The organism is Mesorhizobium sp. M1396, from assembly GCF_040317725.1.
GTDB lineage: Bacteria > Pseudomonadota > Alphaproteobacteria > Rhizobiales > Rhizobiaceae > Mesorhizobium.
In genome coordinates, this window is the sequence record NZ_JAMYLA010000019.1 from 32598 (window position 1) to 54708 (window position 22111).

Consider the following 22111-nt stretch of genomic DNA (forward strand, 5'->3'; position numbering starts at 1 on the left):
CAGGGAATCCGCCGACGCGGCAGACGGCGGCCGACTCCAACGGTTAGTCCTTGTCCCAGCGTGGCCGGCGCATCGAAAACACCTCGTCGACGCTGGCATAGTCCATATAGCCGAGGCGAGCGACGTTGCCCGCCTTGGTGATGTCGAACAGACCGTCTGTCAGGAAGGCGTCGTCGATGTATACGCCGACCACTTCGCCGGCGACGACGACAGCACTTGTCGGCGATCCGTCCAGCGCCTTTGGCCGAAAGACCTCCGTCACCCGGCATTCGAGTGCCGCCGGCGCCGCCGCCACCCGCGGTGGCGCGACCAGGCGCGACGGCGCCATGGCAAGATCGGCATAAATGAATTCATTGAAGCCGCGCGGTGCACTGACCGATGTGCGGTTCATCTTGTCGGCGAGATCGCGGCTGACCAGATTGGCGACAAACTCACCGGTTTCCTGCGCGAAGGAGGCGCTGTCTTTCTCGCCCTCGGAGGAGAACCAGACAATGAACGGCCGTGTCGAAACGGCATTGAAGAAGGAGTACGGCGCGAGATTGACCTCACCGGCCTTGTTCAGCGTTGAAATCCAGCCGATCGGACGCGGCGCCACGATCGCCTTCGAAGGGTCGTGCGGCAGACCGTGGCCCTTTGAAGGTTCGTAGAACATTCAGTCCGCCCACGGCCCCGAATAGTCGCGGTAAAGCGTTGCCGGATCTGGCCGTGGCCGCTCCGGCGCCGGCCCCGCATAGGAGCCTATATGGATGAAGCCGACGACGCGCTCCTGCGGCGCCAGCCCGAGCAGAGCCCTGCCCTCCGGCACATCCGAATACCAGTTGCTGATCATGTTGGTGCCATAACCCAGCGCGTTGGCTGATATCATCAGGTTCATCGCCGCCATGCCGCCCGACAGGAACATTTCCCATTGCGGGATTTTTGGATTCTCCCTGGGGATCGACACGACGCCGATCACCAGCGGCGCGCGCGAGAACCGCGCCAGTTCCTGGTTACGGCGGCCTTCCGGCAAGGGTCCCTCCCGCTGCTCGGCAAGCGCGGCCAACTGTCTGCCGATCTCGATACGAGCGTCGCCACGATACAGGATAAAGCGCCATGGCTCCAATCGGCCATGATCGGGCACCCGCGAGGCGGCGGCGATCATCGTCGCGATCTCCGCATCGCTCGGCGCCGGCTCCTTCAAATCAGGGATCGGCGCGGAGTTTCGGGTCAGCAGGAAGTCGATGATCGGCGACGCCATGGGCGCAAGTCTCCTAAACATTCTGTTTTGAGCTGAAGCGCACCATCGGGAATTCGGGCGGCTCGGGCATTGGCGTAGTATACGCCGGACGGAAGAGTCGTATCGATCGGACTCTTAAGCCTTGAAATTGCCACCGCCATGAGCTTCAACGCAAGGCATGTTTGAGGGGACTATCCGTCTTTTCCTGGTCTGGCTCGGCGCCCTGCTGTTCATGGCGCCGGTTTCGTTCGCCATGGCGCAGAACGTCGATGGCGTAAGCGACCTGAAGCTCCCGGGAATCTCGAGCTATGCGACGCCGAAAGGCGAGAGGTCGCTGGCGCTGAGCGGCGGCGGCGCCATCACGCTGTCCGCCCAACTGACCGACAAGGGTTCGGATATCACCCGCGGCATCGTCTGGCGGGTCTTCAGGCCCGAAGCCGTCAACGGCAAATTGCCGATGGTCGCCTCCGCCCATGGCGGCACCGCCGTCTTCCAACTCGAACCTGGCAGCTATCTGGTTCACGCCTCCTACGGCCGGGCCGGCGCCACCAAGCGTATCACTGTCGGCAAGGACGCCAAGCGCGAGAGCCTCGTGCTCGATGCCGGCGGCCTCAAGCTCGACGCCGTGCTGTCTGGCGGCGTGCGCATTCCGGCGAAAAAACTGCGCTTTTCGATCTACGAGGGCACCGCCGAGGCCAATGGCGACCGCGCGCTGATCATTCCCGATGTCGAGCCAAACAGCGTCGTGCGGCTTAACGCTGGCATCTACCATGTCGTCTCGACCTATGGCGCGGTCAACGCGGTCATCCGCTCCGACATCCGCGTCGAGGCGGGCAAGCTGACCGAAGCCACCGTCGAGCACCACGCCGCCGAGATCACGATGAAGCTGGTGCGCGAAACCGGTGGCGAGGCGATCGCCGACACGTCCTGGTCGCTGCTCAACGAATCCGGCGATCCGATCAAGGAAACCGTCGGCGCCTTCGCCTCGATGGTTCTGGCCGAGGGCGACTACACCATCATCGCCAAGAACCGCGACCGCATCTACCAGAAGGATTTCACGGTCGTGGCCGGCCAGAACCAGGAGATCGAGGTTCTGGCCACCGAGGCCGCGGCGATGGACCCTGAGGAAGGCGCGGACTAGCCCTTCGTTTCCTGATTTCAGGCAGCCAGCTTGGTCCGCGCCGGCAGGAACGGAATGCGGCGACGCGCCACGACTGGCGCCAGGTCGAACACACCGCGATAAAGGCGATCGAGCAACGCCTTGCGGTCGCGCAACGGCTCCAGTTCGCTCCAGCTCAGCACCTCGCCGACACGCACCTCGATCGCCTTGCCGGACAGCCGCGCGAATTCGTGGATGAGCAGCGACGTGCGCAATGTCAGCGACGCCTTGCCGACGAATTTCGCCACCCGGCCGTCGCGTTCGGCCATGTTCATCGGCCCGCTGACCAGATGGAACAGCCTGCCATTCTGCCCGGAAAAATGCATCGGAATGACCGATGCCTTTGCCTCCTGAATGAGACGCGCCGGAAACATCTTCCACGGCAGGTCGCGCGCCCGGCCAAAACCTTTTGGCGCGGTGGCGACGCCGCCGGCCGGAAACACCACGATGGTGACGCCTTCCTTGAGCAGCCGCACCGCCTCGTGGCGCACGGCCATGTTGCTCTTCAGCGCGTCCTTGGTCCCGGAAAAGTCGATCGGCAGCGAGTAAGGCTCCATCTCGCGGATCTTGAGCAGGTCTTTGTGGATCATCACCCGGAACGGGCGTCCGAGTTGTTCGGCCAACGACAGCACCGCAATGCCGTCACCGATACCGAACGGATGATTGGCGACGATCACCAGCGGCGTATCCGGCAATTGTGCGGGTGGCCATTGATCGGCGGCTCGTACCCGCACATCGATCAGGTCGAGCATGCGGCTGAACACGCGTTCGCCGGTCGGTACGACCTGACGGCGCCAGAAATCGTAAAGCGCGGTGTAACGGTCGCGGCCCGACAGACCTTCGACCGAATGAATGAACCAGCGCGTCAGCGCCGGCTGGCGCGGATTGGCATAGGAAAGCTCGGGAAAAGGTCGTTCGCGCAATTTCAGCTTGAGCATATGGGCTCATTACAAGGTCGGCGTGACAAGGATATGAAAATGGCGGTGGATCGCTCCACCGCCATTTGGTCGGAACTGTGCCGATCAGGCCGCGCGTTTGCGCCTGCGGTCGGGTGTAACAGCTTCTTCGGCCAACTGCGCGATCGCCTGGTCAAGACCAAGCGATTCCTGGTCGCGTGAACCCAGCCGGCGCATGTTGACGGTCTGCTCCTCAGCCTCGCGCTTGCCGCAAACGAGGATGACCGGAACCTTGGCTAGGCTGTGTTCGCGGACCTTGTAGTTGATCTTCTCGTTGCGCAGATCCGCTTCCGCCAACAGGCCGGCGGCCTTCAGCTTTGCCACGACCTCTGTCGCATAGCCGTCGGCGTCCGACGTGATCGTCGCCACCGCCACCTGCAGCGGCGCGAACCACAGCGGGAAATGGCCGGAATAGTTCTCGATCAGGATACCGAGGAAGCGCTCCATCGAGCCGCAGATGGCGCGGTGCACCATCACCGGCTGCTTCTTCTCCGAATCCGAGCCGATGTAGAAGGCACCAAACCGCTCCGGCAGGTTGAAGTCGACCTGCGTCGTGCCGCATTGCCATTCGCGGCCGATGGCGTCCTTCAGCACATATTCGAACTTCGGCCCATAGAAGGCGCCCTCGCCTGGATTGATCGAGGTCTTGATGCGATTGCCGGAACGCGTCTTGATCGCTTCCAGCACGCTGCCCATGATCGCCTCGGCGTGATCCCACGCCTCGTCGGTGCCGACGCGCTTGTCCGGCCGTGTCGACAGCTTGACGCTGATCTCGTCAAAGCCGAAATCGGCATAAGTCGACAGGATCAAATCGTTGATCCGCAGGCACTCCGACGCCAGCTGTTCCTCGGTGCAGAAGATGTGCGCGTCGTCCTGCGTGAAGCCGCGCACGCGCATCAGCCCGTGCAGCGCGCCCGACGGCTCATAGCGATGCACATTGCCGAATTCCGCAAGTTTTACGGGTAGATCGCGGTAAGACTTCAACCCATGCTTGAAAATCTGCACATGGCCCGGACAGTTCATCGGTTTCAGCGCGAAGACCCGGTCGTCATCGGTATCGTCGCCGGCGACTGTCACCTTGAACATGGCGTCGCGATACCAGCCCCAGTGGCCTGACGTCTCCCACAGGCTCTTGTCGAGCACCTGCGGCGCGTTGACCTCCTGGTAGCCCTGCTCGTCGAGTCGGCGGCGCATATAGTTCACCAGGTTCTGGAACATCTTCCAGCCCTTGGCGTGCCAGAAGACGACGCCCGGCCCCTCTTCCTGGAAATGGAACAGGTCCATCTCGCGGCCGATCTTCCTGTGGTCGCGCTTCTCGGCCTCCTCCAGCATCGTCTGGTAGGCTTCAAGCTGCGCCTGGTCGGCCCAGGCGGTGCCGTAGATGCGCGTCAGCATCGGGTTGTTCGAGTCACCGCGCCAATAGGCGCCGGCCACCTTCATCAGTTTAAAGGCGTTGCCGATCTGCCCGGTCGAGGCCATGTGCGGGCCGCGGCAAAGGTCGAACCAGTCGCCCTGCGCATAGATCTTGAGGTCCTGGTCCTCAGGAATGGCGTCGATCAGCTCCAGCTTGTAGCGCTCACCCTTGTCGGCAAACACTTTTTTCGCCTTGTCGCGCGACCAGACTTCCCTGGTGAACGGCTTGTTGCGCGCGATGATCTCGCGCATCTTCTTCTCTATCACCGGGAAATCATCAGGCGTGAACGGCTCATTGCGGGCGAAGTCGTAATAGAATCCGTTCTCGATCACCGGCCCGATGGTCACCTGCGTTCCCGGCCACAGTTCCTGCACGGCTTCCGCCAGCACATGCGCCGCGTCGTGGCGAATCAGTTCCAGCGCGCGCGGATCGTCGCGGGTGACGATCTCGACCTTGCCGGACTTGCCGAGCGGGTCGCTGAGGTCGCGCACGGTGCCGTCGATGGCATAGGCGACGGCCTTCTTGGCTAGCGATTTGGAGATCGATTCGGCCAGCCCAGCACCGGTCATCGCCGCGTCGTATTCGCGGATAGAGCCATCGGGAAATGTCAGGGAAACGGAATTCAGCATCATGTATCTCCTATCCAGTCCCGCAAACGAGCGCGGGTGGTTAAAATGCATGCCCCCCAAAAGTGTATGGCGGTTTTGGAGTTACGACATGCATAGGGAAAAGCCGGATGCGTCCGGCGGCGGCTGTCTTTTATGGACAGTTTCCGCCGCCGTAAAGCCCGGCTCGGGTGTCAGGCGTTCATTTCACCAGCTGAGGCAGATCTTTCAGGAACGCGGCCCGCGTCTTGAGGCCCTTGGGCATGTCGGTGCGGTTGGTGTCGACCACCAGCCGCGCAAAGACGATCTGGCGGCCGTCCTTATTCGCCCAGCCGACGAACCAGCCGAGCGAGCGCTTATCCCTGACCTTGTCGTCATCGTTAGCCAGCTTGGTGCTGCCGGTCTTGCCTTGCACCGTCCACCCCCCAGCCTGGAATGTCGGGACGATGGCTGATGTCATGTCGTAGGCCTTGGCCGAGACCGGCAGCTTGCGGGTCAGAAGCTTGCGCAGGAAATCGACCTGCTCGACCGGGGTGATCTTCAGGGAAGAGTTCACCCAGGACTGGGTCAGGCCATCATTCTTGCCGGGGTTGCCGGAAACGTCGGCGTTGCCGTAGTCGAACTTCGACACATAGCCGGCAAAGCTTTGCGGCCCAAGCCGGCGGGTGATTTCCCTGGAGAACCACAGGATCGAATCCCGCTCCCAGATCACCGGATCGACGGTCTTCTGGTCCCGCTTCACCGCCTTGAATTCAGGTTTGTAGTCCCAGCTCGGCGTGTGCTCGTCACCCAGGATCCCACTATCATAACCGATCAGCGACAGCGGCACCTTGAACGTCGACGCCGGGCTGAACCGCTGATCGCACACCCCATCCCGGTAGAGCGTCTTGCCGCTCGCCGCATCGGCGATCACCGTGCATTGGACGTCCTTCAGCGGCGCCGATTGCGCGCGCAGCGGAAATCCCAGCAGCCAGGCGAGCAGGAAAAGGATCCCGGCAAAGATGAAGGGAAGACGGTCGAAATTACGCATTTTTGCTCGCTCCAGAACGGGTGTTCGAGCGGCTTAGCGAGGTCTCTTGTCTCGATTTTGTCTCAAATGCGCAGTCTTTGTGCAGGCTGGCGTTAACCCTACCAGATCGTAAACTCGCAGAGCCGCCGGAGCGTGACCGGCTCGATCAGCCTTGCGCTTCGCCGGGCTTGCTGCCGATCCGCCAGTAGCGCCATGGCGTGAACCAGACATAGCGCTCAGCCAAGGTTTCCGGCACGCGGTCGATGCCATGCGTGCCGAATGGCCCGCAGCGCAGCACGCGAAAAAATCCCATCCAGGCGCCGGCCCACAGGCCATGGCGGGCGATCGCCTCATGAGCGTATTCGGAACAGGTCGGCAGATGCCGGCAGGAATTGCCGACAAAGCCGGACAGTGTCAGCTGGTAAAGGCGCACAATCGACGTGCCGAGGAGACGACCTGGCGTCTTGCGCCACGGGCCGGGCCAGTTGCGACCGCGCTTTGGCGGTCCGGCGCTACGCGCATGTCCATGCTGGTCGCGCACCATAGTCTCCGTTCCAGAGCATGATCCCGAAAAGTGGAAACCGGTTTTCTCCGACGAACGGAAACCGTTTGTCAAAGACCATGCTCATACGATCGCGTTTCCCAGGCGATAGATGTGAGCTTCCACTGGAGAACGCAATCCCCTCCTGTCACGGACGGAAACGGCGAAACGGTCGCCGGCGGTCGATCATCGGCCCTCAGGCCGCTTGTTCTTCGGCGCGCTTCTTCTCGATCTGGCCGATGGCATCGACGACGGCATCGAAAGTCAGCATGGTCGAGGCGTGGCGCGCCTTGTAGTCGCGCACCGGCTCCAGATATTTCAAATCCGCGAAGCGGCCGTCAGGCGGCGCGCCATTTTCCTTCAGCATTTTCAGCATCGTTTCGCGCACCGCACGCAGTTCCTCGGCATTCGCGCCGACGACGTGCCGCGCCATGATCGAGGACGATGCCTGGCCGAGCGCGCAAGCCTTCACGTCATGGGCGAAGTCAGTGACCACGCCGTCCTGCATCTTGAGGTCCACCGTGACGGTCGAGCCGCACAGCTTGGAATGCGCCTTGGCGGTCGCGTCGGGATGATCGAGACGGCCGATGCGGGCGATGTTTCCGGCGAAACCCAGAATTTTCGCATTGTAGACATCGTTTATCATTATTTTCCAATCCGTCGCCGCCAAGCGAACAGCGATTGCCGCTGACGTGTCTTCCTTTCGCTCGTCACGATCTTATATAATGCTGGCAGTCCGGTATCGACAAGACAACGAAAGTCAGTGTTCTTGCCGGGAAGTTCACGCCACTTGCGGGGCTGGAAACGGGGCGAGTTTCCGACACCGAAAGGTCGTGGTCCGTTCAACTCGTTCCTCCGCCGAGAGGAACTACGGGAGACGCCTTTATGGATGCCGTCATCAAGAAACTCATGCCCCAGTCAGCCTATATGGAGAAGCCGGTTACCGACCGGCCGAGCGAAGCCGAAGTCGAAGCCGCCGTGCGCACGCTTTTGCGCTGGACCGGCGACAATCCGGACCGCGAAGGGCTGATCGACACGCCAAAGCGGGTGGCCAAGGCCTTTCGCGAAATGTTCGGCGGATACGATATGTGCCCGGCCGAGGAGCTTGGCCGCACCTTCGAGGAGGTCGCCGGCTACGACGACCTGGTCATCGTCAAGGACATCACATTCCACTCGCACTGCGAACACCACATGGTGCCGATCATCGGCAAGGCGCATGTCGGCTATCTGCCCGACGGCAAGGTCGTCGGCCTGTCCAAGATCGCGCGCGTGGTCGATATCTTCGCCCATCGCCTGCAGACGCAGGAGGCCCTGACCGCGCAGATCGCCGGCGTCATCCAGGATGTGCTCAATCCGCGCGGCGTCGCCGTGATGATCGAGGCCGAGCACATGTGCATGGCCATGCGCGGCATCCGCAAGCAGGGTTCAACCACGCTGACCTCGACCTTCACCGGCGTCTTCAAGGATACGCCCGAAGAGCAGGTTCGTTTCGTCACCATGGTGCGTGGCGGCGGATCTGATAGCCCCACCGACTTCGCTAGATAAGGACCGGCGATGTCGGGACTGGAATTTCCAAAAGCTCCGTCGGACAAGAAAGCGTTGGAGGAAGGCGCGGTGTTTTCACCGCGCTTCGACGCAGCCGGCCACGTCACAGTCGTCGTCACCGATGCCGAAGACGGCATGCTGTTGATGGTGGCGCACATGAATGCGCAAGCGCTGGCGCTGACGCTGGAGACAGGCATCGCCCACTATTGGTCGCGTTCGCGCAACGCGCTGTGGAAAAAGGGCGAAACGTCAGGCAATTTTCAGCATGTCGTCGAGATGCTCACGGATTGTGACCAGGACGCCATATGGTTGCGCGTCAAAGTGTTGGGCCACGACGCAACCTGTCACACCGGCCGGCGTTCATGCTTTTATCGGACTGTGGGGCTGATCGACGGCAAGGGGACGCTTGCCGACGATGGCAGCAAGCCGCTGTTCGATGCGGAAAACACATATCGGAAACCAGCTTGAACCTTCTGCCTGACACCAGCGACACAGATTCATCATTTCGATACGGCCCGCCAGTATATTAGCCGTGGGACAAGGGAGATCGTGATGCTCGAGTGGGCGTCATCGCGTAGCAGACCAGATGTCAGGGAGGCCAACGGCCTGTCCTCGTCCGGCGGCGCTTCGGGGACACAACCACCAAGGAAGACCGGCATTTCGCTCGCCTTGGGCGGAGGTTGCGCCCGCGGCTGGGCGCATATCGGCGTGTTGCGCGCGCTCGACGAAGCCGGCATCGAAGTGTCGATGATCGCCGGCACCTCGATCGGCGCGCTGGTCGGCGGCTGCTATCTCGCCGGCAAACTGGACGAACTGGAAGAATTCGCCCGCAGCCTGACCAAGCGCCGCATCTTCGGCCTGCTCGATCTCAACCTGCGCGGCAGCGGCCTGTTCGGCGGCATGAAGCTCGACGCCCGGCTGCGCGAGCACATGGCCGGCATTCGTTTCGAGGACTTGGCCAAGCCGTTCGTCGCAGTCACGTCCGAAATCCGTACCGGCCATGAAATCTGGCTGTCGAGCGGCTCATTGATCACCGCCATGCGCGCCTCCTATGCGCTGCCCGGCGTGTTCGAGCCGGTGGATTGCAACGGCCGCGTGCTGGTTGACGGCGCGCTGGTCAATCCGGTTCCGGTGTCGGTCTGCCGCGCCTATGAGCAGCCCCTCGTAGTGGCGGTCAATCTTCACTACGACCTGTTCGGGCGCGCCGCGGTGATAAAACACAGCGCCGGCGAGCTGGTCATCGAAAAGGATGCGCCGAGGCCCGGCCAGATCGACGCCGAGCACCGGTCGCATCAGACCCGGCTCGGCATCACTGGCGTCATGGTCGAGGCCTTCAACATCATCCAGGACCGCATTTCGCGCGCCAGGCTTGCGGGCGATCCGCCAGACATGTCGCTGCAGCCGAAGCTCAGCCATATCGGCCTGACCGAGTTCCACCGTGCCGACGAGGCGATCAACCTCGGCTATCAGGCGACGATGGCGCAGATCGGCGAACTGACCCGGCTGCAAACGGTCCTCGCCTGATGCAGGTTTTCCAATGCAGGAAACAACCACTTGAAGCGCGTCGCCTAAACTCAACACGACGCGCTTCAAGCACAGGTGGCTGATGACGGATCAGCACGCAGCTTCGGCGGACGGAGCGGCATCCTGAGGTATTGCCGGATTCTGCCTAAGCATCAGAGCCAGAACCGCGCCAAGGAAAACCGCGGCGGCGGCGAACAATCCGGCCATACGCAATCCGTCGACGACATCCGATGCGGCAGTGGCCTCGCCACCCAAACCAACATTGGCCACGACAAGAACGGCGGCCAGGCCCAAGGCCGCGCCGATCTGCAAGGAGGTCGACCCCAGCGCCGACGCGACCCCCTGTTCGTTGGCGGCAACCCCGGAAGCGGCGGCTACGAACAGCGTCGTAAAGGCGATGCCGCCACCAAAACCATAGACGAGGATCCCGGGCAGAACGGCCCAGTACGAACCACCCGGCGACAAGGCGAGAGCAATCGCCACCAGTCCGATCCCATAGATCGACATGCCGGTGAACATCGTGGCGCGAGTCCCCCAATTGGTAAGCAGCAATGCAGCGCCCTTCCCTCCACCGATCATCGCCAGCATCCCGAGCGGGACGAATGCCAAGCCGGCGGCAAGTGCGTTGTAGCCGAGCAGGTTCTGAAAATAGGTCGTGAGAATGTAGTACCCGGAACTCAGCGCCATGTGATGAAAGAAGCTCACCCCCATGGCCGTAGCGAGGCTGCGATTGGCAAACAGCCGCAGTGGCGCGAGCGGATCGCGCACGCGTCTTTCGATGAGAATGAAGGCACAAAGCAGCAGCACGCCGATTACAAGCGATCCGGTGCTGCGAACCGTGTTCCACCCCACCTCGGGTCCGCTGGCCAGGCCGAACACCAGCAATGTTGCTGCTGCGGTAACCACCAGCGCGCCCGGTAGATCAAAACTCCGCCGCTGGCCTTTACCTGCCGGATCGGGCGCCAGAAGAGCCGGCGCGGCGATAAGAGCGGCGCCCAGAGCCAGTGGAACGGTGAAGAAGAAGACCGCTTGCCAACCCCAGCCATTGGTCAGGACGCCTCCGATGATGGCACCGGCCGCCAGGCCGCCACTCCCCGTGGCACCCCAGACCGCCAGTGCCCGATTGCGTTCGGCACCTTCCGCGAAGCTCGTATTGATCAGCGCCAGCGTTGCAGGAAATAGAAGCGCCCCACCCAGGCCCTGAACGGCCCGGGCGATCACCAGCGTGAGTGCGTCAGGTGCAAATCCGCCTGCAAAGGACGAGACGCCATAGAGCACGAGGGCCAGGATGAACATGCGCCGTGGGCCGAGCCGGTCAGCCGCCCGTCCGCCGAGCAACAGAAAACCGCCAAAGGCCACGGCATAAGCACTTACCACCCATTGCAGCGACTGCGGCGTAAAGCCGAGATCCTGGCCGATATCCGGCAGGGCGACATAGACGATGTTGTAGTCGATCGCGATTATGAACTGCGCGAACGCCAGCAGCGCGAGCCTCAGCCCGGACCAACGTGGCGGTCGCGTGACGCCGGTTACGTCCAGCGCACTCAACGCGTTCTTATCGGTTTGATTTGGCGATTTCTGCATTTGCATCTTTCCCAGCTTTCGATTCCGCCGCCCTTCGGCAGGGAGGCCCGCATACGGCCACCCTGGAGGCGCCACGGCCGTTTCGGAATTGGCATTTTTGACAAAGATTGTGTTAAACTTGCCAACCGGAGAAACGCTACCCGGAGTGCGGCGAATGACTGCAAAGGCCCTCCACGTTGTGATCTGGCTGCCTTCCGATTTCTATTCGGCGGTTGTCTCGACGCTGGTCGAAATGTTTCAGCTCGTGAATGACGTCCGCGGTTCGCAGGTTCTTTCATGCGAGTTCGTTTCCAGGACGTCGCCTGCAATTTCGACGGCCGGAATTTCCTTCCCTGCGAAGACGCAACCGTCCCGAAAAATGGATGTGCTGATTCTCATCGCGATGCCGGGCGCCGAGATTCCCGAGCTTCTGCGCTCGCTCGACGAGGAGAGTGAACACTCAAAACCGCTGATCGCGCTCGCGCGGCAACAGCAAGCGATCATCGCGGCACATTGCGGCGCATGTTATCTGCTCGCCGATACGGGCCTGTTGGATGGCAAGCGTGCGACGATATCCTGGTGGTTGAAGTCCCACGCAAGCAGCCGATTTCCGCAAGTCCAATGGGACTCGTCGCGCATGCTTGTTCGCGACGGTCGCCTTTACACCTGCGGCGGCGGATTTTCTGGACTGGAACTCGCCAAGGCATTGCTGGTCGATCTTGGCTTCTCGAAGGAGGAGCGGATTGTCCGAAAGCTCTTGGTTCTTCCGCCTTCGCGCAAATATCAGAGCCCCTACGAATTCCCTCTCGAAGAATTACCGAAAGAGACAAATCCACTGGAGTACAAACTGCGTGGACTCGCGGAAAACAAGATACGGGAAATCGATTTGAGCTTTCTCGCGGCGGGACTTGGCATGTCTGCGCGTACGCTATCCCGCAGGTTTGCCAGCGAGCTCAAGACGACGCCGGGAAAATGGATCCAGGAAAAGCGGCTTGAATTGGCAAGGTCGCTGCTTGAGGGAACAAAGCTGAGTATTTCAGAAATCTGCTATCGGGTGGGCTACCAGGATGTCGCTTCGTTCAGCCGCACTTTTTCCAAAACGACCGGCATGGCGCCGGGCGAATTTCGCAAGCAGATACGATCATAGCGTTTCTCGGATGCCCGCCCCTGCCATGATTTTGCCGCACTAACCCGCGGTTCAAAGAAGATCATGGCCCCACAAGAACCTTACGCGCGCGCCGCATCGGTGATGCGAAACTGTACGGTGCGGTTGCCGTTCCAATGGTTACCCGACAGCGAGCCGGCGACGTGGATTGTTTTGCCGCGGTTCTTGAACAGGAATTCGCCGAGTGCGGTATCGACGGCGCGAAAGGCGATCGCCTGGATGCGGCCGCCGCTTTCCGACTGCAGCTCGACGCGGATGTGGTTGGTGCCGACCGGCCGCGCATCGGCCAGCCGATGACGCGGCAGCACGAAAACGGGGGCTGCATGCCCGGCACCGAAAGGTCCGGCCTTTTCCAGCGCGTCGAGCAGGCCGAGCGTCGCGCCTTCGGCGGCAAGCGCGCCGTCGATCGCTAGGCTTTCCTCGCCTTGCAGCCGGAAGACATCGGCCGCCGCCCGCTCTTCGAAAAACGCCCTGAGCTCGCCGAGCTTCGCCCGCTCCACGGTGATGCCCGCCGCCATGCCGTGGCCGCCGCCCTTGACGATCAGCCCGGCATCGGCCGCCTCGCGCACCAGCCGGCCGAGGTCGAAGCCCGAGACCGAGCGGCCTGAGCCGGTGCCGGTGCCGTTTGCATTGAAGGCAATAGCGAAGGCGGGCCGGCGCGCATGATCCTTCAATCGCGAGGCCAGCAATCCGACAATGCCCGGATGCCAGTTGTTGCTGGCGGTGACGACGATGGCCGGGCCATTGCCGCCGGCAAGCTCGGTATCGGCCTCGGCGCGCGCCGCCGCGAGCATCTCCTGCTCCATCAGCTGCCGTTCCTGGTTGAGCCGGTCGAGCGTTTCGGCAATGGTGCGCGCCTCGACCGGATCGTCGGTCGCGAGCAGGCGGCTGCCGAGTGCGGCATCGCCGATGCGTCCGCCGGCATTGATGCGCGGGCCGATCAAATAGGCCAGATGGAAGGTGTTGATCGGCTCGCCGATACGCGAGACCCGTGCGAGTGCCGCCAGCCCTTCGTTCTTCTGCTGGCGTGCCATCTGCAACCCCTTGACCACGAAGGCGCGGTTGACGCCGGTCAGCGGCACCACGTCGCAAACGGTGGCAAGGGCGACGAGATCGAGCAGCAAAAGCAGGTCCGGCGGCGTGGCATCGGCCATGCGGCCGCGTAGGATTTTGGCGGTCTGCACAAGGGCGAGGAAGACCACGCCGGCGGCACAGAGATGACCCTGCCCGGAAAGGTCGTCGTCGCGGTTGGGATTGACGACGGCAATTGCCGCCGGCAAGGCGCCGCCGACCTGATGGTGGTCGAGCACGACGACATCGGCCCCGGCCTCGTTGGCGGCATCTATGGAGGCGGCGCTGTTGGTGCCGCAATCGACGGTGACGATCAGCGTTGCGCCACGCGAAACCAATTCGCGCATGGCGTCTGGATTGGGACCATAGCCCTCGAAAATGCGATCCGGGATGTAGATTTCCGACGGCACGGAGAAATGCGTGAGGAACCGTTTCAGCAAGGCAGACGAGGCGGCACCGTCGACATCATAGTCGCCGAAGATCGCCACTTTTTCCCTGGCCATCACTGCGGCGGCGATGCGGGCCGCCGCCCTGTCCATGTCGGTCAGCGATGCCGGATCCGGCAGAAGGTCGCGGATCCTCGGATCGAGAAATCGCTCGGTCTGCTCAGCGGTGACGCCGCGACCGGCAAGCACCCGCGCGACGATGTCGGGCACGCCATGGCCTTGCGCGATCGCGAGCGCGATCATGTCCTGGCGCTCGCTCAGCCGGTGCTCCCAGGAAACCCCTGATACCGACTGCCTGACATCGAGGAAGAGGCGTTTTTCGCCGGTCATACGGTTTGCCAACTCATGGTTGGCCGCAGGATAGTGCATGTCGCCCCGAAAGTGCGCAGCGGTTTTGGGACGACGACATGCATAAACAACAATCTAAAGCGCGTCGCGTGAACGCGACGCGCTTTAGGCCAGAGGCTGGCAAAGCCAAGCGATTCGCGCGCCGTCCCGGGAGATTTCAAGAAAACTACGCTTTCCGCTTTTCAGCCTGGCGACGAAGCCATTCGTCGACCGCATCGCCCATCGTCTTGTCGGCACTGTCCTTGAGCCAGGCCATGAAAGGCCGGTCGAACCTGAACGCGTCGCCGCATTCCCGGATGAGAAAGCGGCGCACGTTCTGGGTGTTGCGATAGGACTTCGTGATGGCGGTGGCGCGCGAAATCGGATCCGCGTGCCAGTCGAACGGTTTCATCGTCAAATCCCTGCGCCCAGCATCATCCTATGCAGCCCCAGGGCTAACAACTGCGATGCCGGTCCGCAAGCACCCGAGCCAACAACAGTGAACCTAGAACTTATCCAGGTCCTGATGGCGGGCCTTGATCTCGCGCACCGTCCGCGACGACGAGCGCAGCACGATCGTGTGGGTGGTGATGGTGTTGCGGCCGAACTTGACCCCTGCCAGCATGTTGCCGTCGGTGACGCCGGTGGCCGCGAACAGCACGTCGCCGCGCGCCATGTCTTCGGCCCGATAGACCCGTTTCGGATTGGAAATACCCATCTTCGCCGCGCGAGCGACCTTTTCCGGCGTGTCGAGGATCAGCCGGCCCTGCATCTGGCCGCCGGTGCAGCGCAACGCCGCCGCGGCCAGAACGCCCTCCGGCGCGCCGCCAGTGCCGAGATAGATATCGATGCCGGTTTCCTCAGAATCGGTGGTGTGGATGACGCCGGCGACATCACCGTCGCCGATCAGCCGGATCGCTGCGCCCGTGGCGCGCACGGCGTCGATCAGCTTGGCATGACGTGGCCGGTCGAGAATGCAGGCGGTGATGTCCGACACGGCGACGCCCTTGGCGCGGGCGAGATTGGCGATGTTTTCGGCCGGCGAGGCATCGATGTCGATGACGCCGTCTTCGTAGCCCGGACCGATGGCGATCTTGTCCATGTAGACATCGGGCGCGAACAGCAGGCTGCCCTTCTCGGCGATGGCGATGACGGCGAGCGCATTGGGCAGGTTCTTGGCGCAGATCGTCGTGCCTTCCAGCGGATCGAGCGCGATATCGACGGCCGGACCTTTCCCGGTGCCGACCTCCTCGCCGATATAGAGCATCGGTGCCTCGTCCCGTTCGCCCTCGCCGATCACCACCGTACCCTTGATGGCAAGCCGGTTGAGCTCCTGGCGCATGGCATCCACGGCGACCTGGTCGGCCGCCATTTCGTCGCCGCGCCCGCGTAGCCTGGCGGCCGCGACGGCGGCCCGCTCGGTGACGCGCACCAGTTCCATGGTGAGTATCCGGTCAAGGCCGGCGACGATGTTCTGGGCCACATTCATCTGGTGATTTCCTCGTTGGCAATGCTGCCTCCCGCCGGAGGCGGGCCTGTTTTGTCAAACGAGCATGACAACGGCAAGACCCGCCAAGAATATTATCGAATAACCAGCAATATCAATCGATTAAACCGTATTTCAAAACGACGCCGGCCCGATCGCAATGAACCGGGCCGGGTTGAAAAAATGGAAGTCGGCGCCCTTTGCGGCCTAGAAGACCGCGAGATATCTGAGCAATGAAACGATGCCGATGATGATGACGATGATCTGGACGATCTGCCTCATTCGCCCGTCGAGCGGCAAGCGCTGAACCAGATAGAGAACGAGGATGATGACGAGGAATGTGATCAGGATGCTGATCAAGGCGGATGAAGCCATAGTGCCCTCCTTAAAAATGATCTGCTGAAACAGGGAAATGTGCCGGCAAACCCGGCCCTATCGCGCCGCGGTCAATACCAGCGGCGCGACGTATCGTTCGTCGACTGACCAATGGCGAAGCCGGCCATAAAGCCGAGCAAACCGATCACGCCGACCAGGGCAGTCGTGGTGCCGGGATTTTCGCGCGCTACTTCCGAGACAGCCTGAGCTTGGCTACGCAACTGCTGTGCGGTTCGCGACGCGCGGGTAGCCGCCGTGTCATAGAACTCGGAAGCCTGCTCGCTGGCGTCATCGAGCATTTCCGCGCCCCGTGCCGAAATGCTCTTGTTGATCTTGGTGATCTCCTTGCGCAGTTCGGCAATCTGCTTTTCCAGCGTCTTCTGGATGTCGTTGATATCAGGGGTATCGGATTTGTTGGTATCGGCCATGAAGCGGCTCCCTCTGGTTGCTGACCAAGAGAACGGCTCCGACGCGAATTCGTTCCGGTCGTGGCCATCGCCATCGGACCGACATCCAACGCCCGCTAGCTTCGTGGCCCCGCTCGGCTACCGGGCGGAAAACTACCCTGCCCGCTCGATGCGGATGACCTGCGGCTTGTCGGTCAGATGGCCGTCCTTGGTGATGCCGTCGACGGCCTTGCGCACGGCTGCCTCCGTCGTCTCATGGGTGACGAGGATCACTGTCTTCTGTGCCGCCGCCTCGCCGTTGACCGCGTGCTGGACGATCGATTCCAGCGAGATGTCATTGTCGGCCATGCGCTTGGCTATTGCCGCAAACACGCCGATGCGGTCATGCACGGTCAGCCGGATGAAATAGCCGCCGGCATGGCTGCGCATCTGCGCCTTCTTGTAGGGTCTCAGCTCCTTCGCCGGCTGGCCGAAGACCGGACCGTGCTGGAAACCGGGCCGGCTCTTGGCGATGTCGGCGATGTCGCCGATGACGGCCGACGCGGTGGCGTTGCCGCCAGCACCCGGGCCGGACAGCAGCAGCTCGCCAAGAATGTCGGTCTCGATCGCCACCGCGTTGGTGACGCCATGCACCTGCGCGATGACCGAGGCCGTCGGCACCATGGTCGGATGCACGCGCTGTTCGATGCCGCTCTCGGTGCGCTGGGCGACACCAAGCAGCTTGATCCGGTAGCCAAGATCGCCTGCCGCGCGGATGTCAGCCTGGGTGATGTTGGAAATGCCTTCCATGTAGATGTCGTTGGCGGCAATCCTGGTCCCGAAGGCAAGGCTGGTCAGAATCGACAGCTTGTGCGCGGTGTCGTGGCCCTCGATGTCGAAGGTCGGATCGGCCTCGGCATAGCCCAGCCGCTGCGCGTCCTTCAGGCAAGCGTCGAACGAAATGCCCTCGGCCTCCATGCGGGTCAGGATGTAGTTGCAGGTGCCGTTGAGGATGCCAAAAACGCGGGTGACCGAATTGCCGGCCATCGCCTCACGCATCGTCTTGATGACGGGAATACCGCCCGCCACAGCCGCCTCGTAGTTGAGCAGCACGCCCTTCTTCTCGGCGATCTCGGCCAGCGCCACGCCATGCTTGGCGAGCAGCGCCTTGTTGGCGGTAACGACGTGACGGCCGGCTTCGAGTGCTGCTTTCACCGATAGGCGCGCCGGCCCCTCGTCGCCGCCGATCAGTTCGACGAACACGTCGATTTCGGCGGTCTGGGCCATCTTGACCGGATCGTCGAACCATTTTGCGGCACTGAGATCAACGCCGCGATCACGCTTCCGGTCGCGCGCCGAGACCGTGGTGACGACGATATCGCGCCCGCATTGCCGGGTCAGTTCCGCCGCCTTGTCACGCAGCACGCGCGTCACCGACGCGCCGACGGTACCGAGACCGGCAATTCCAACACGCAATGCTTCAGCCATGTCCGGCGACGTCCCTCAAAATTCGAAATTGTCTGCGGCAAGCTTACCGATGAGCGGAGAGCGGCACGACATTGTTAGGCTGCTTGGCGCTGGTTGCCAGGAAGCGCTTGATGTTGCGCGCCGCCTGCCGGATCCGGTGCTCGTTCTCGACCAGCGCAATGCGCACGTGATCGTCGCCATGTTCGCCGAAGCCGACACCCGGCGCTACCGCCACGTCGGCATGTTCGATCAGCAGCTTGGAGAATTCGAGCGAGCCGAGATGCCTGAACGGCTCCGGGATCGGCGCCCAGGCGAACATCGATGCCGCCGGTGCCGGGATGGTCCAGCCGGCGCGGCCGAAGGCATCGACCATCACGTCGCGGCGCTTGTGGTAGATGTCGCGGACTTCGGCGATGTCGGCGCCGTCGCCGTTGAGCGCGTGTGCCGCCGCCACCTGGATCGGCGTGAAGGCGCCGTAGTCGAGATAGGATTTCACCCTGGTCAGCGCCGAGATCAGCCGCTCGTTGCCGACCGCAAAGCCCATGCGCCAGCCAGGCATCGAGAAGGTCTTCGACATCGAGGTGAACTCGACGCAGACGTCGATCGCGCCCGGCACCTGCAGCACCGAAGGCGGCGGATTGCCGTCGAAATAGATTTCCGAATAGGCAAGGTCGGACAGGATGATGATGTCGTTCTTCTTGGCGAACGCCACCACATCCTTGTAGAAGTCGAGCGAGGCGACCAGCGCCGTCGGGTTCGACGGATAGTTGAGGATCAGCGCAAGGGGTTTCGGGATCGAATGCTTGACACCGCGCTCGAGCGCCGGGATGAAGCCGTCATCGGGCTCCACCTGCAACGAGCGGATGACGCCGCCCGACATGATGAAGCCGAAGGCGTGGATCGGATAGGTTGGGTTCGGGCACAGGATCACGTCGCCCGGCGCGGTGATCGCCTGCGCCATGTTGGCGAAGCCTTCCTTCGAACCAAGCGTGGCCACCACTTGCGTGTCGGGGTTGAGCTTCACGCCGAAGCGGCGGGCGTAATAGTTGGCCTGGGCGCGGCGCAAGCCTGGAATGCCGCGCGACGAGGAATAGCGATGAGTACGCGGATCGCGCACGACCTCGCACAGTTTGTCGACGATGGCCTTGGGCGTCGGCAGGTCCGGATTGCCCATGCCGAGGTCGATGATGTCGGCGCCGCGCGAACGAGCGCTGGCCTTGAGCCGGTTGACCTGCTCGAAGACGTAAGGCGGAAGCCGGCGGACCTTGTGAAATTCTTCCATGGCAGTTCCAGACAGCAAAGGGGTATTGGGCGCGCGCTATATACTTATTTGCAGGTAGGGTCGAGGGCGGGGTCGCATTTGGCTTCGATCTGCTTCAGCGTTTCGTCGCCGTGCTTCTTGGCGAGATCCGTCAGCGCCGCCTGATTGGCGACCTTCGGACCGCCGCCTTTTGCCGCCTGCGAATTCTCATCCGCCTTCAATTGCGCAAGCTTGGCGTTCTTCTCGGCTTCGGTGAACTGCGGCGCCGCCACTTGCGGCTTGATGTTCAGGTTCGGAAAGGTACCGGTATCCTTCGGTCCCGCGCTCACGGCAACCGGCGTCGGGCCACTGGTGTTGGTGCTCGAGCACCCGGCAATCCCCATGAGGACGATCGCCGCGCCGATGCGGCAAAAACGTCCGGCGCCGAAAAAAACAGTCTCGCCAAAATTAATCGTCATATTGTTTCCTTGGCAGCCGGGGTAGAGCGAGATTGGACCCGGTCGGATGTCCCATGTTAATATGTCAAGAAAAGGCCTCGGGAGGAACCCCGCCAACCATGTCCAAAACACCCGATTCGGGCAAAGCGGAAGATGACGAGCCTTCGACCGTCGAGCAATATCTGGTGAAGGACCCGGAACGCTTCGCCCTGAACATGGCGCGCATGATCGAGCAGGCCGGCAAGGCCGCTTCCGCCTGGGCCGAGCCGCGTGAAAAAGGCGAGGTACGCGATCACGTCGCCGAGCCGGTCGTCGACATGGTGAAGACATTTTCCAAGCTCAGCGAATACTGGCTGTCCGATCCGCAGCGCGCGCTGGAGGCGCAGACGCGGTTGTTCTCCGGCTACATGACGGTCTGGGCCAACGCCATTCAGCGCACCAGCAACGCCGCGGAAGAGACCGAAGACGCCGTCAAGCCGGAGCGCGGCGACAAGCGCTTCCTCGACCCGGAATGGGGCCGCAACGCCTTCTTCGATTTCCTCAAGCAGGCCTATCTCGTCACCTCGCGCTGGGCGGCCGATCTGGTCGAGCACGCCGAGGGCCTCGACGAGCACACCCGCCACAAGGCCGGCTTCTACGTCAAGCAGGTGTCCAACGCCATCTCGCCGTCGAATTTCATCCTGACCAATCCGGAACTGTTTCGCGAAACCGTCGCCTCGAACGGTGAGAACCTGGTGCGCGGCATGAAAATGCTGGCCGAGGACATCGCCGCCGGCAAGGGCGACCTGAAGCTGCGCCAGGCAGACTACTCGCCCTTCGAGATCGGCAGGAACATCGCCACCACCCCCGGCAAGGTGGTTGGCCGCAGCGATGTCGCCGAGATCATCCAGTACGATCCGGCGACCGAAACGGTGCTCAAGCGACCGCTGCTGATTTGCCCGCCATGGATCAACAAGTTCTACATCCTCGATCTGAACCCGCAGAAATCCTTCATCCGCTGGGCGATCGAACAGGGTCATACCGTCTTCGTCATCTCCTGGATCAACCCGGACGAGCGCCACGGCACCAAGGGCTGGGAGGCTTACATCCGCGAGGGCCTTCAATACGGCCTCGACACGGTCGAGAAGGCCACCGGCGAAAGCGACGTCAATGCGATCGGCTATTGTGTCGGCGGCACGCTCTTGGCGGCGGCACTGGCGCTGATGGCACGCGAAGGCGACGACCGCATCAAGTCGGCGACCTTCTTCACCACGCAGGTCGACTTCACCCATGCCGGCGACCTGAAAGTGTTCGTCGACGAAGAGCAGGTCGCGGCGGTCGAAAAGTCGATGAGCGAAAAGGGCTATCTCGACGGCACCAAGATGGCGACCGCCTTCAACATGCTGCGTTCCGGCGACCTGATCTGGCCCTATGTCGTCAACAACTACATGCGCGGCAAGGATCCCCTGCCCTTCGATCTGCTCTACTGGAATGCCGATTCGACCCGCATGGGCGCGGCCAATCACTCTTTCTACCTGCGCAACTGCTATCTCGAGAACAACCTCTCGCGAGGCATGATGGAACTGGCGGGCCACACGGTCTCGCTCGGCGACATCACCATCCCGGTCTACAACCTCGCCTCAAAGGAAGATCACATCGCACCGGCGCTTTCGGTGTTCCTCGGCTCGAAATATTTCGGCGGCAAGGTCGAATACGTGATGGCCGGATCCGGTCATATCGCCGGCGTCGTCAATCCGCCGGCATCCAACAAATATCAGTACTGGACCGGGGATACGCCGACGGGCGATTTCGGCCAGTGGTTTGCCAAGGCCACCGAGCATCCAGGGTCCTGGTGGCCGCACTGGCAAGACTGGATAGAGACCAAGGACAACACCCGCGTGCCCGCCCGCAAACCCGGCAAGCATATGAAAACCTTGGGAGATGCTCCCGGGACCTATGTGAAGGTGCGTGTGTAACGGACTGTAATGTCTGGTGAGTTGACGCACCGGCAAAAGCGGGCGAGATGGTGTAGTCAACCATCAAGCAGCCGTAATTCGGCAATCGCCGCAAAAATACTTCCAGGCTTGCGGATTTGACACAGGTCTCGTTTCCGGATCGGAGACAAAGGTCACCTTGACGCGGCGTATCGGTGCCGCACCAGGGATATACCGACCGGACA

22 protein-coding genes are annotated in these 22111 nt (G+C 62.2%); 6 read left to right on the top strand and 16 right to left on the bottom strand.

The window, feature by feature from the left end; all coding sequences use genetic code 11:
* Positions 1 to 43: 43 nt before the first annotated feature.
* Both NKH02_RS14715 and NKH02_RS14720 read right to left on the bottom strand, forming a co-directional pair.
* Entirely contained in the window at positions 44 to 652 is a 609-nt protein-coding gene (locus tag NKH02_RS14715; protein ID WP_352872161.1) for a flavin reductase family protein, read from the bottom strand.
* On the bottom strand, positions 653 to 1237 hold the full coding sequence (locus tag NKH02_RS14720) for a nitroreductase family protein (protein WP_352872160.1): 585 nt from the start codon (positions 1235 to 1237) through the stop codon (positions 653 to 655). It abuts the gene before it with no gap.
* Positions 1238 to 1394: 157 nt separating this feature from the next.
* Between NKH02_RS14720 and NKH02_RS14725 the strand changes: the two genes are divergently transcribed.
* Positions 1395 to 2357 carry an RgsD C-terminal domain-containing protein gene (locus NKH02_RS14725; protein WP_352879632.1) on the top strand — a complete coding sequence of 321 codons (963 nt, stop codon included), beginning with the start codon at positions 1395 to 1397 and terminating at the stop codon, positions 2355 to 2357.
* Between the two features lie 17 nt (positions 2358 to 2374).
* On the opposite strand, the gene NKH02_RS14730 is transcribed toward NKH02_RS14725, so the two are convergent.
* The 5 genes from NKH02_RS14730 to NKH02_RS14750 all read right to left on the bottom strand — a co-directional run bounded on the left by NKH02_RS14730 (position 2375) and on the right by NKH02_RS14750 (position 7546).
* On the bottom strand, positions 2375 to 3313 hold the full coding sequence (locus NKH02_RS14730; protein ID WP_352879634.1) for a lysophospholipid acyltransferase family protein: 939 nt from the start codon (positions 3311 to 3313) through the stop codon (positions 2375 to 2377).
* 84 nt (positions 3314 to 3397) lie between these two features.
* Positions 3398 to 5374: a threonine--tRNA ligase gene (gene thrS / locus NKH02_RS14735; RefSeq protein WP_352879761.1), complete on the bottom strand. Its 1977-nt coding sequence runs from the start codon at positions 5372 to 5374 to the stop codon at positions 3398 to 3400.
* 178 nt (positions 5375 to 5552) lie between these two features.
* Positions 5553 to 6380 (bottom strand): class D beta-lactamase, encoded by an 828-nt coding sequence (gene blaOXA, locus NKH02_RS14740; protein WP_352879636.1) that lies wholly within the window; start codon positions 6378 to 6380, stop codon positions 5553 to 5555.
* Between the two features lie 145 nt (positions 6381 to 6525).
* Positions 6526 to 6903 (bottom strand): membrane protein insertion efficiency factor YidD, encoded by a 378-nt coding sequence (yidD, locus tag NKH02_RS14745; protein ID WP_352872156.1) that lies wholly within the window; start codon positions 6901 to 6903, stop codon positions 6526 to 6528.
* Between the two features lie 193 nt (positions 6904 to 7096).
* Positions 7097 to 7546, bottom strand: a complete 450-nt coding sequence (locus NKH02_RS14750) for an iron-sulfur cluster assembly scaffold protein (RefSeq protein WP_352872155.1) — start codon at positions 7544 to 7546, stop codon at positions 7097 to 7099.
* 239 nt (positions 7547 to 7785) lie between these two features.
* Between NKH02_RS14750 and folE the strand changes: the two genes are divergently transcribed.
* The 3 genes from folE to NKH02_RS14765 all read left to right on the top strand — a co-directional run bounded on the left by folE (position 7786) and on the right by NKH02_RS14765 (position 9969).
* Positions 7786 to 8445 carry a GTP cyclohydrolase I FolE gene (gene folE / locus NKH02_RS14755; protein ID WP_352872154.1) on the top strand — a complete coding sequence of 220 codons (660 nt, stop codon included), beginning with the start codon at positions 7786 to 7788 and terminating at the stop codon, positions 8443 to 8445.
* Between the two features lie 9 nt (positions 8446 to 8454).
* Positions 8455 to 8913, top strand: a complete 459-nt coding sequence (gene hisI, locus NKH02_RS14760) for a phosphoribosyl-AMP cyclohydrolase (protein WP_352872153.1) — start codon at positions 8455 to 8457, stop codon at positions 8911 to 8913.
* An 84-nt stretch (positions 8914 to 8997) separates the two neighbouring features.
* Positions 8998 to 9969, top strand: coding sequence for a patatin family protein (locus tag NKH02_RS14765; RefSeq protein WP_352879637.1), 972 nt, complete (start codon positions 8998 to 9000; stop codon positions 9967 to 9969).
* Positions 9970 to 10059: 90 nt separating this feature from the next.
* On the opposite strand, the gene NKH02_RS14770 is transcribed toward NKH02_RS14765, so the two are convergent.
* Positions 10060 to 11553, bottom strand: coding sequence for an MFS transporter (locus tag NKH02_RS14770; RefSeq protein WP_352879639.1), 1494 nt, complete (start codon positions 11551 to 11553; stop codon positions 10060 to 10062).
* A gap of 154 nt (positions 11554 to 11707) precedes the next feature.
* Here NKH02_RS14770 and NKH02_RS14775 point away from each other — a divergent pair, with 154 nt between their 5' ends.
* Positions 11708 to 12679, top strand: coding sequence for a GlxA family transcriptional regulator (locus NKH02_RS14775; protein ID WP_352879641.1), 972 nt, complete (start codon positions 11708 to 11710; stop codon positions 12677 to 12679).
* 80 nt (positions 12680 to 12759) lie between these two features.
* Here NKH02_RS14775 and recJ read toward each other — a convergent pair whose 3' ends face one another.
* From recJ to NKH02_RS14815, 8 genes are all read right to left on the bottom strand, one after another.
* The gene (gene recJ, locus NKH02_RS14780) at positions 12760 to 14544 is read right to left on the bottom strand and encodes a single-stranded-DNA-specific exonuclease RecJ (RefSeq protein WP_352879643.1); all 1785 of its coding nucleotides are present in this window, start codon (positions 14542 to 14544) and stop codon (positions 12760 to 12762) included.
* A 184-nt stretch (positions 14545 to 14728) separates the two neighbouring features.
* The gene (locus NKH02_RS14785; protein WP_352879645.1) at positions 14729 to 14953 is read right to left on the bottom strand and encodes a DUF6434 domain-containing protein; all 225 of its coding nucleotides are present in this window, start codon (positions 14951 to 14953) and stop codon (positions 14729 to 14731) included.
* 93 nt (positions 14954 to 15046) lie between these two features.
* Positions 15047 to 16030 (bottom strand): class II fructose-bisphosphatase, encoded by a 984-nt coding sequence (glpX, locus tag NKH02_RS14790; RefSeq protein ID WP_352879647.1) that lies wholly within the window; start codon positions 16028 to 16030, stop codon positions 15047 to 15049.
* 204 nt (positions 16031 to 16234) lie between these two features.
* Positions 16235 to 16402 (bottom strand): Thivi_2564 family membrane protein, encoded by a 168-nt coding sequence (locus NKH02_RS14795; RefSeq protein WP_352872144.1) that lies wholly within the window; start codon positions 16400 to 16402, stop codon positions 16235 to 16237.
* 71 nt (positions 16403 to 16473) lie between these two features.
* Positions 16474 to 16830: a hypothetical protein gene (locus NKH02_RS14800; RefSeq protein ID WP_352872143.1), complete on the bottom strand. Its 357-nt coding sequence runs from the start codon at positions 16828 to 16830 to the stop codon at positions 16474 to 16476.
* 132 nt (positions 16831 to 16962) lie between these two features.
* Entirely contained in the window at positions 16963 to 18276 is a 1314-nt protein-coding gene (locus tag NKH02_RS14805; RefSeq protein ID WP_352879649.1) for a homoserine dehydrogenase, read from the bottom strand.
* Between the two features lie 43 nt (positions 18277 to 18319).
* Entirely contained in the window at positions 18320 to 19537 is a 1218-nt protein-coding gene (locus NKH02_RS14810) for an LL-diaminopimelate aminotransferase (protein WP_352607046.1), read from the bottom strand.
* A gap of 44 nt (positions 19538 to 19581) precedes the next feature.
* The gene (locus tag NKH02_RS14815; protein ID WP_352879651.1) at positions 19582 to 19974 is read right to left on the bottom strand and encodes a hypothetical protein; all 393 of its coding nucleotides are present in this window, start codon (positions 19972 to 19974) and stop codon (positions 19582 to 19584) included.
* 98 nt (positions 19975 to 20072) lie between these two features.
* Between NKH02_RS14815 and NKH02_RS14820 the strand changes: the two genes are divergently transcribed.
* Positions 20073 to 21908, top strand: coding sequence for a PHA/PHB synthase family protein (locus tag NKH02_RS14820; protein WP_352879652.1), 1836 nt, complete (start codon positions 20073 to 20075; stop codon positions 21906 to 21908).
* The last annotated feature ends 203 nt before the right edge of the window (positions 21909 to 22111 follow it).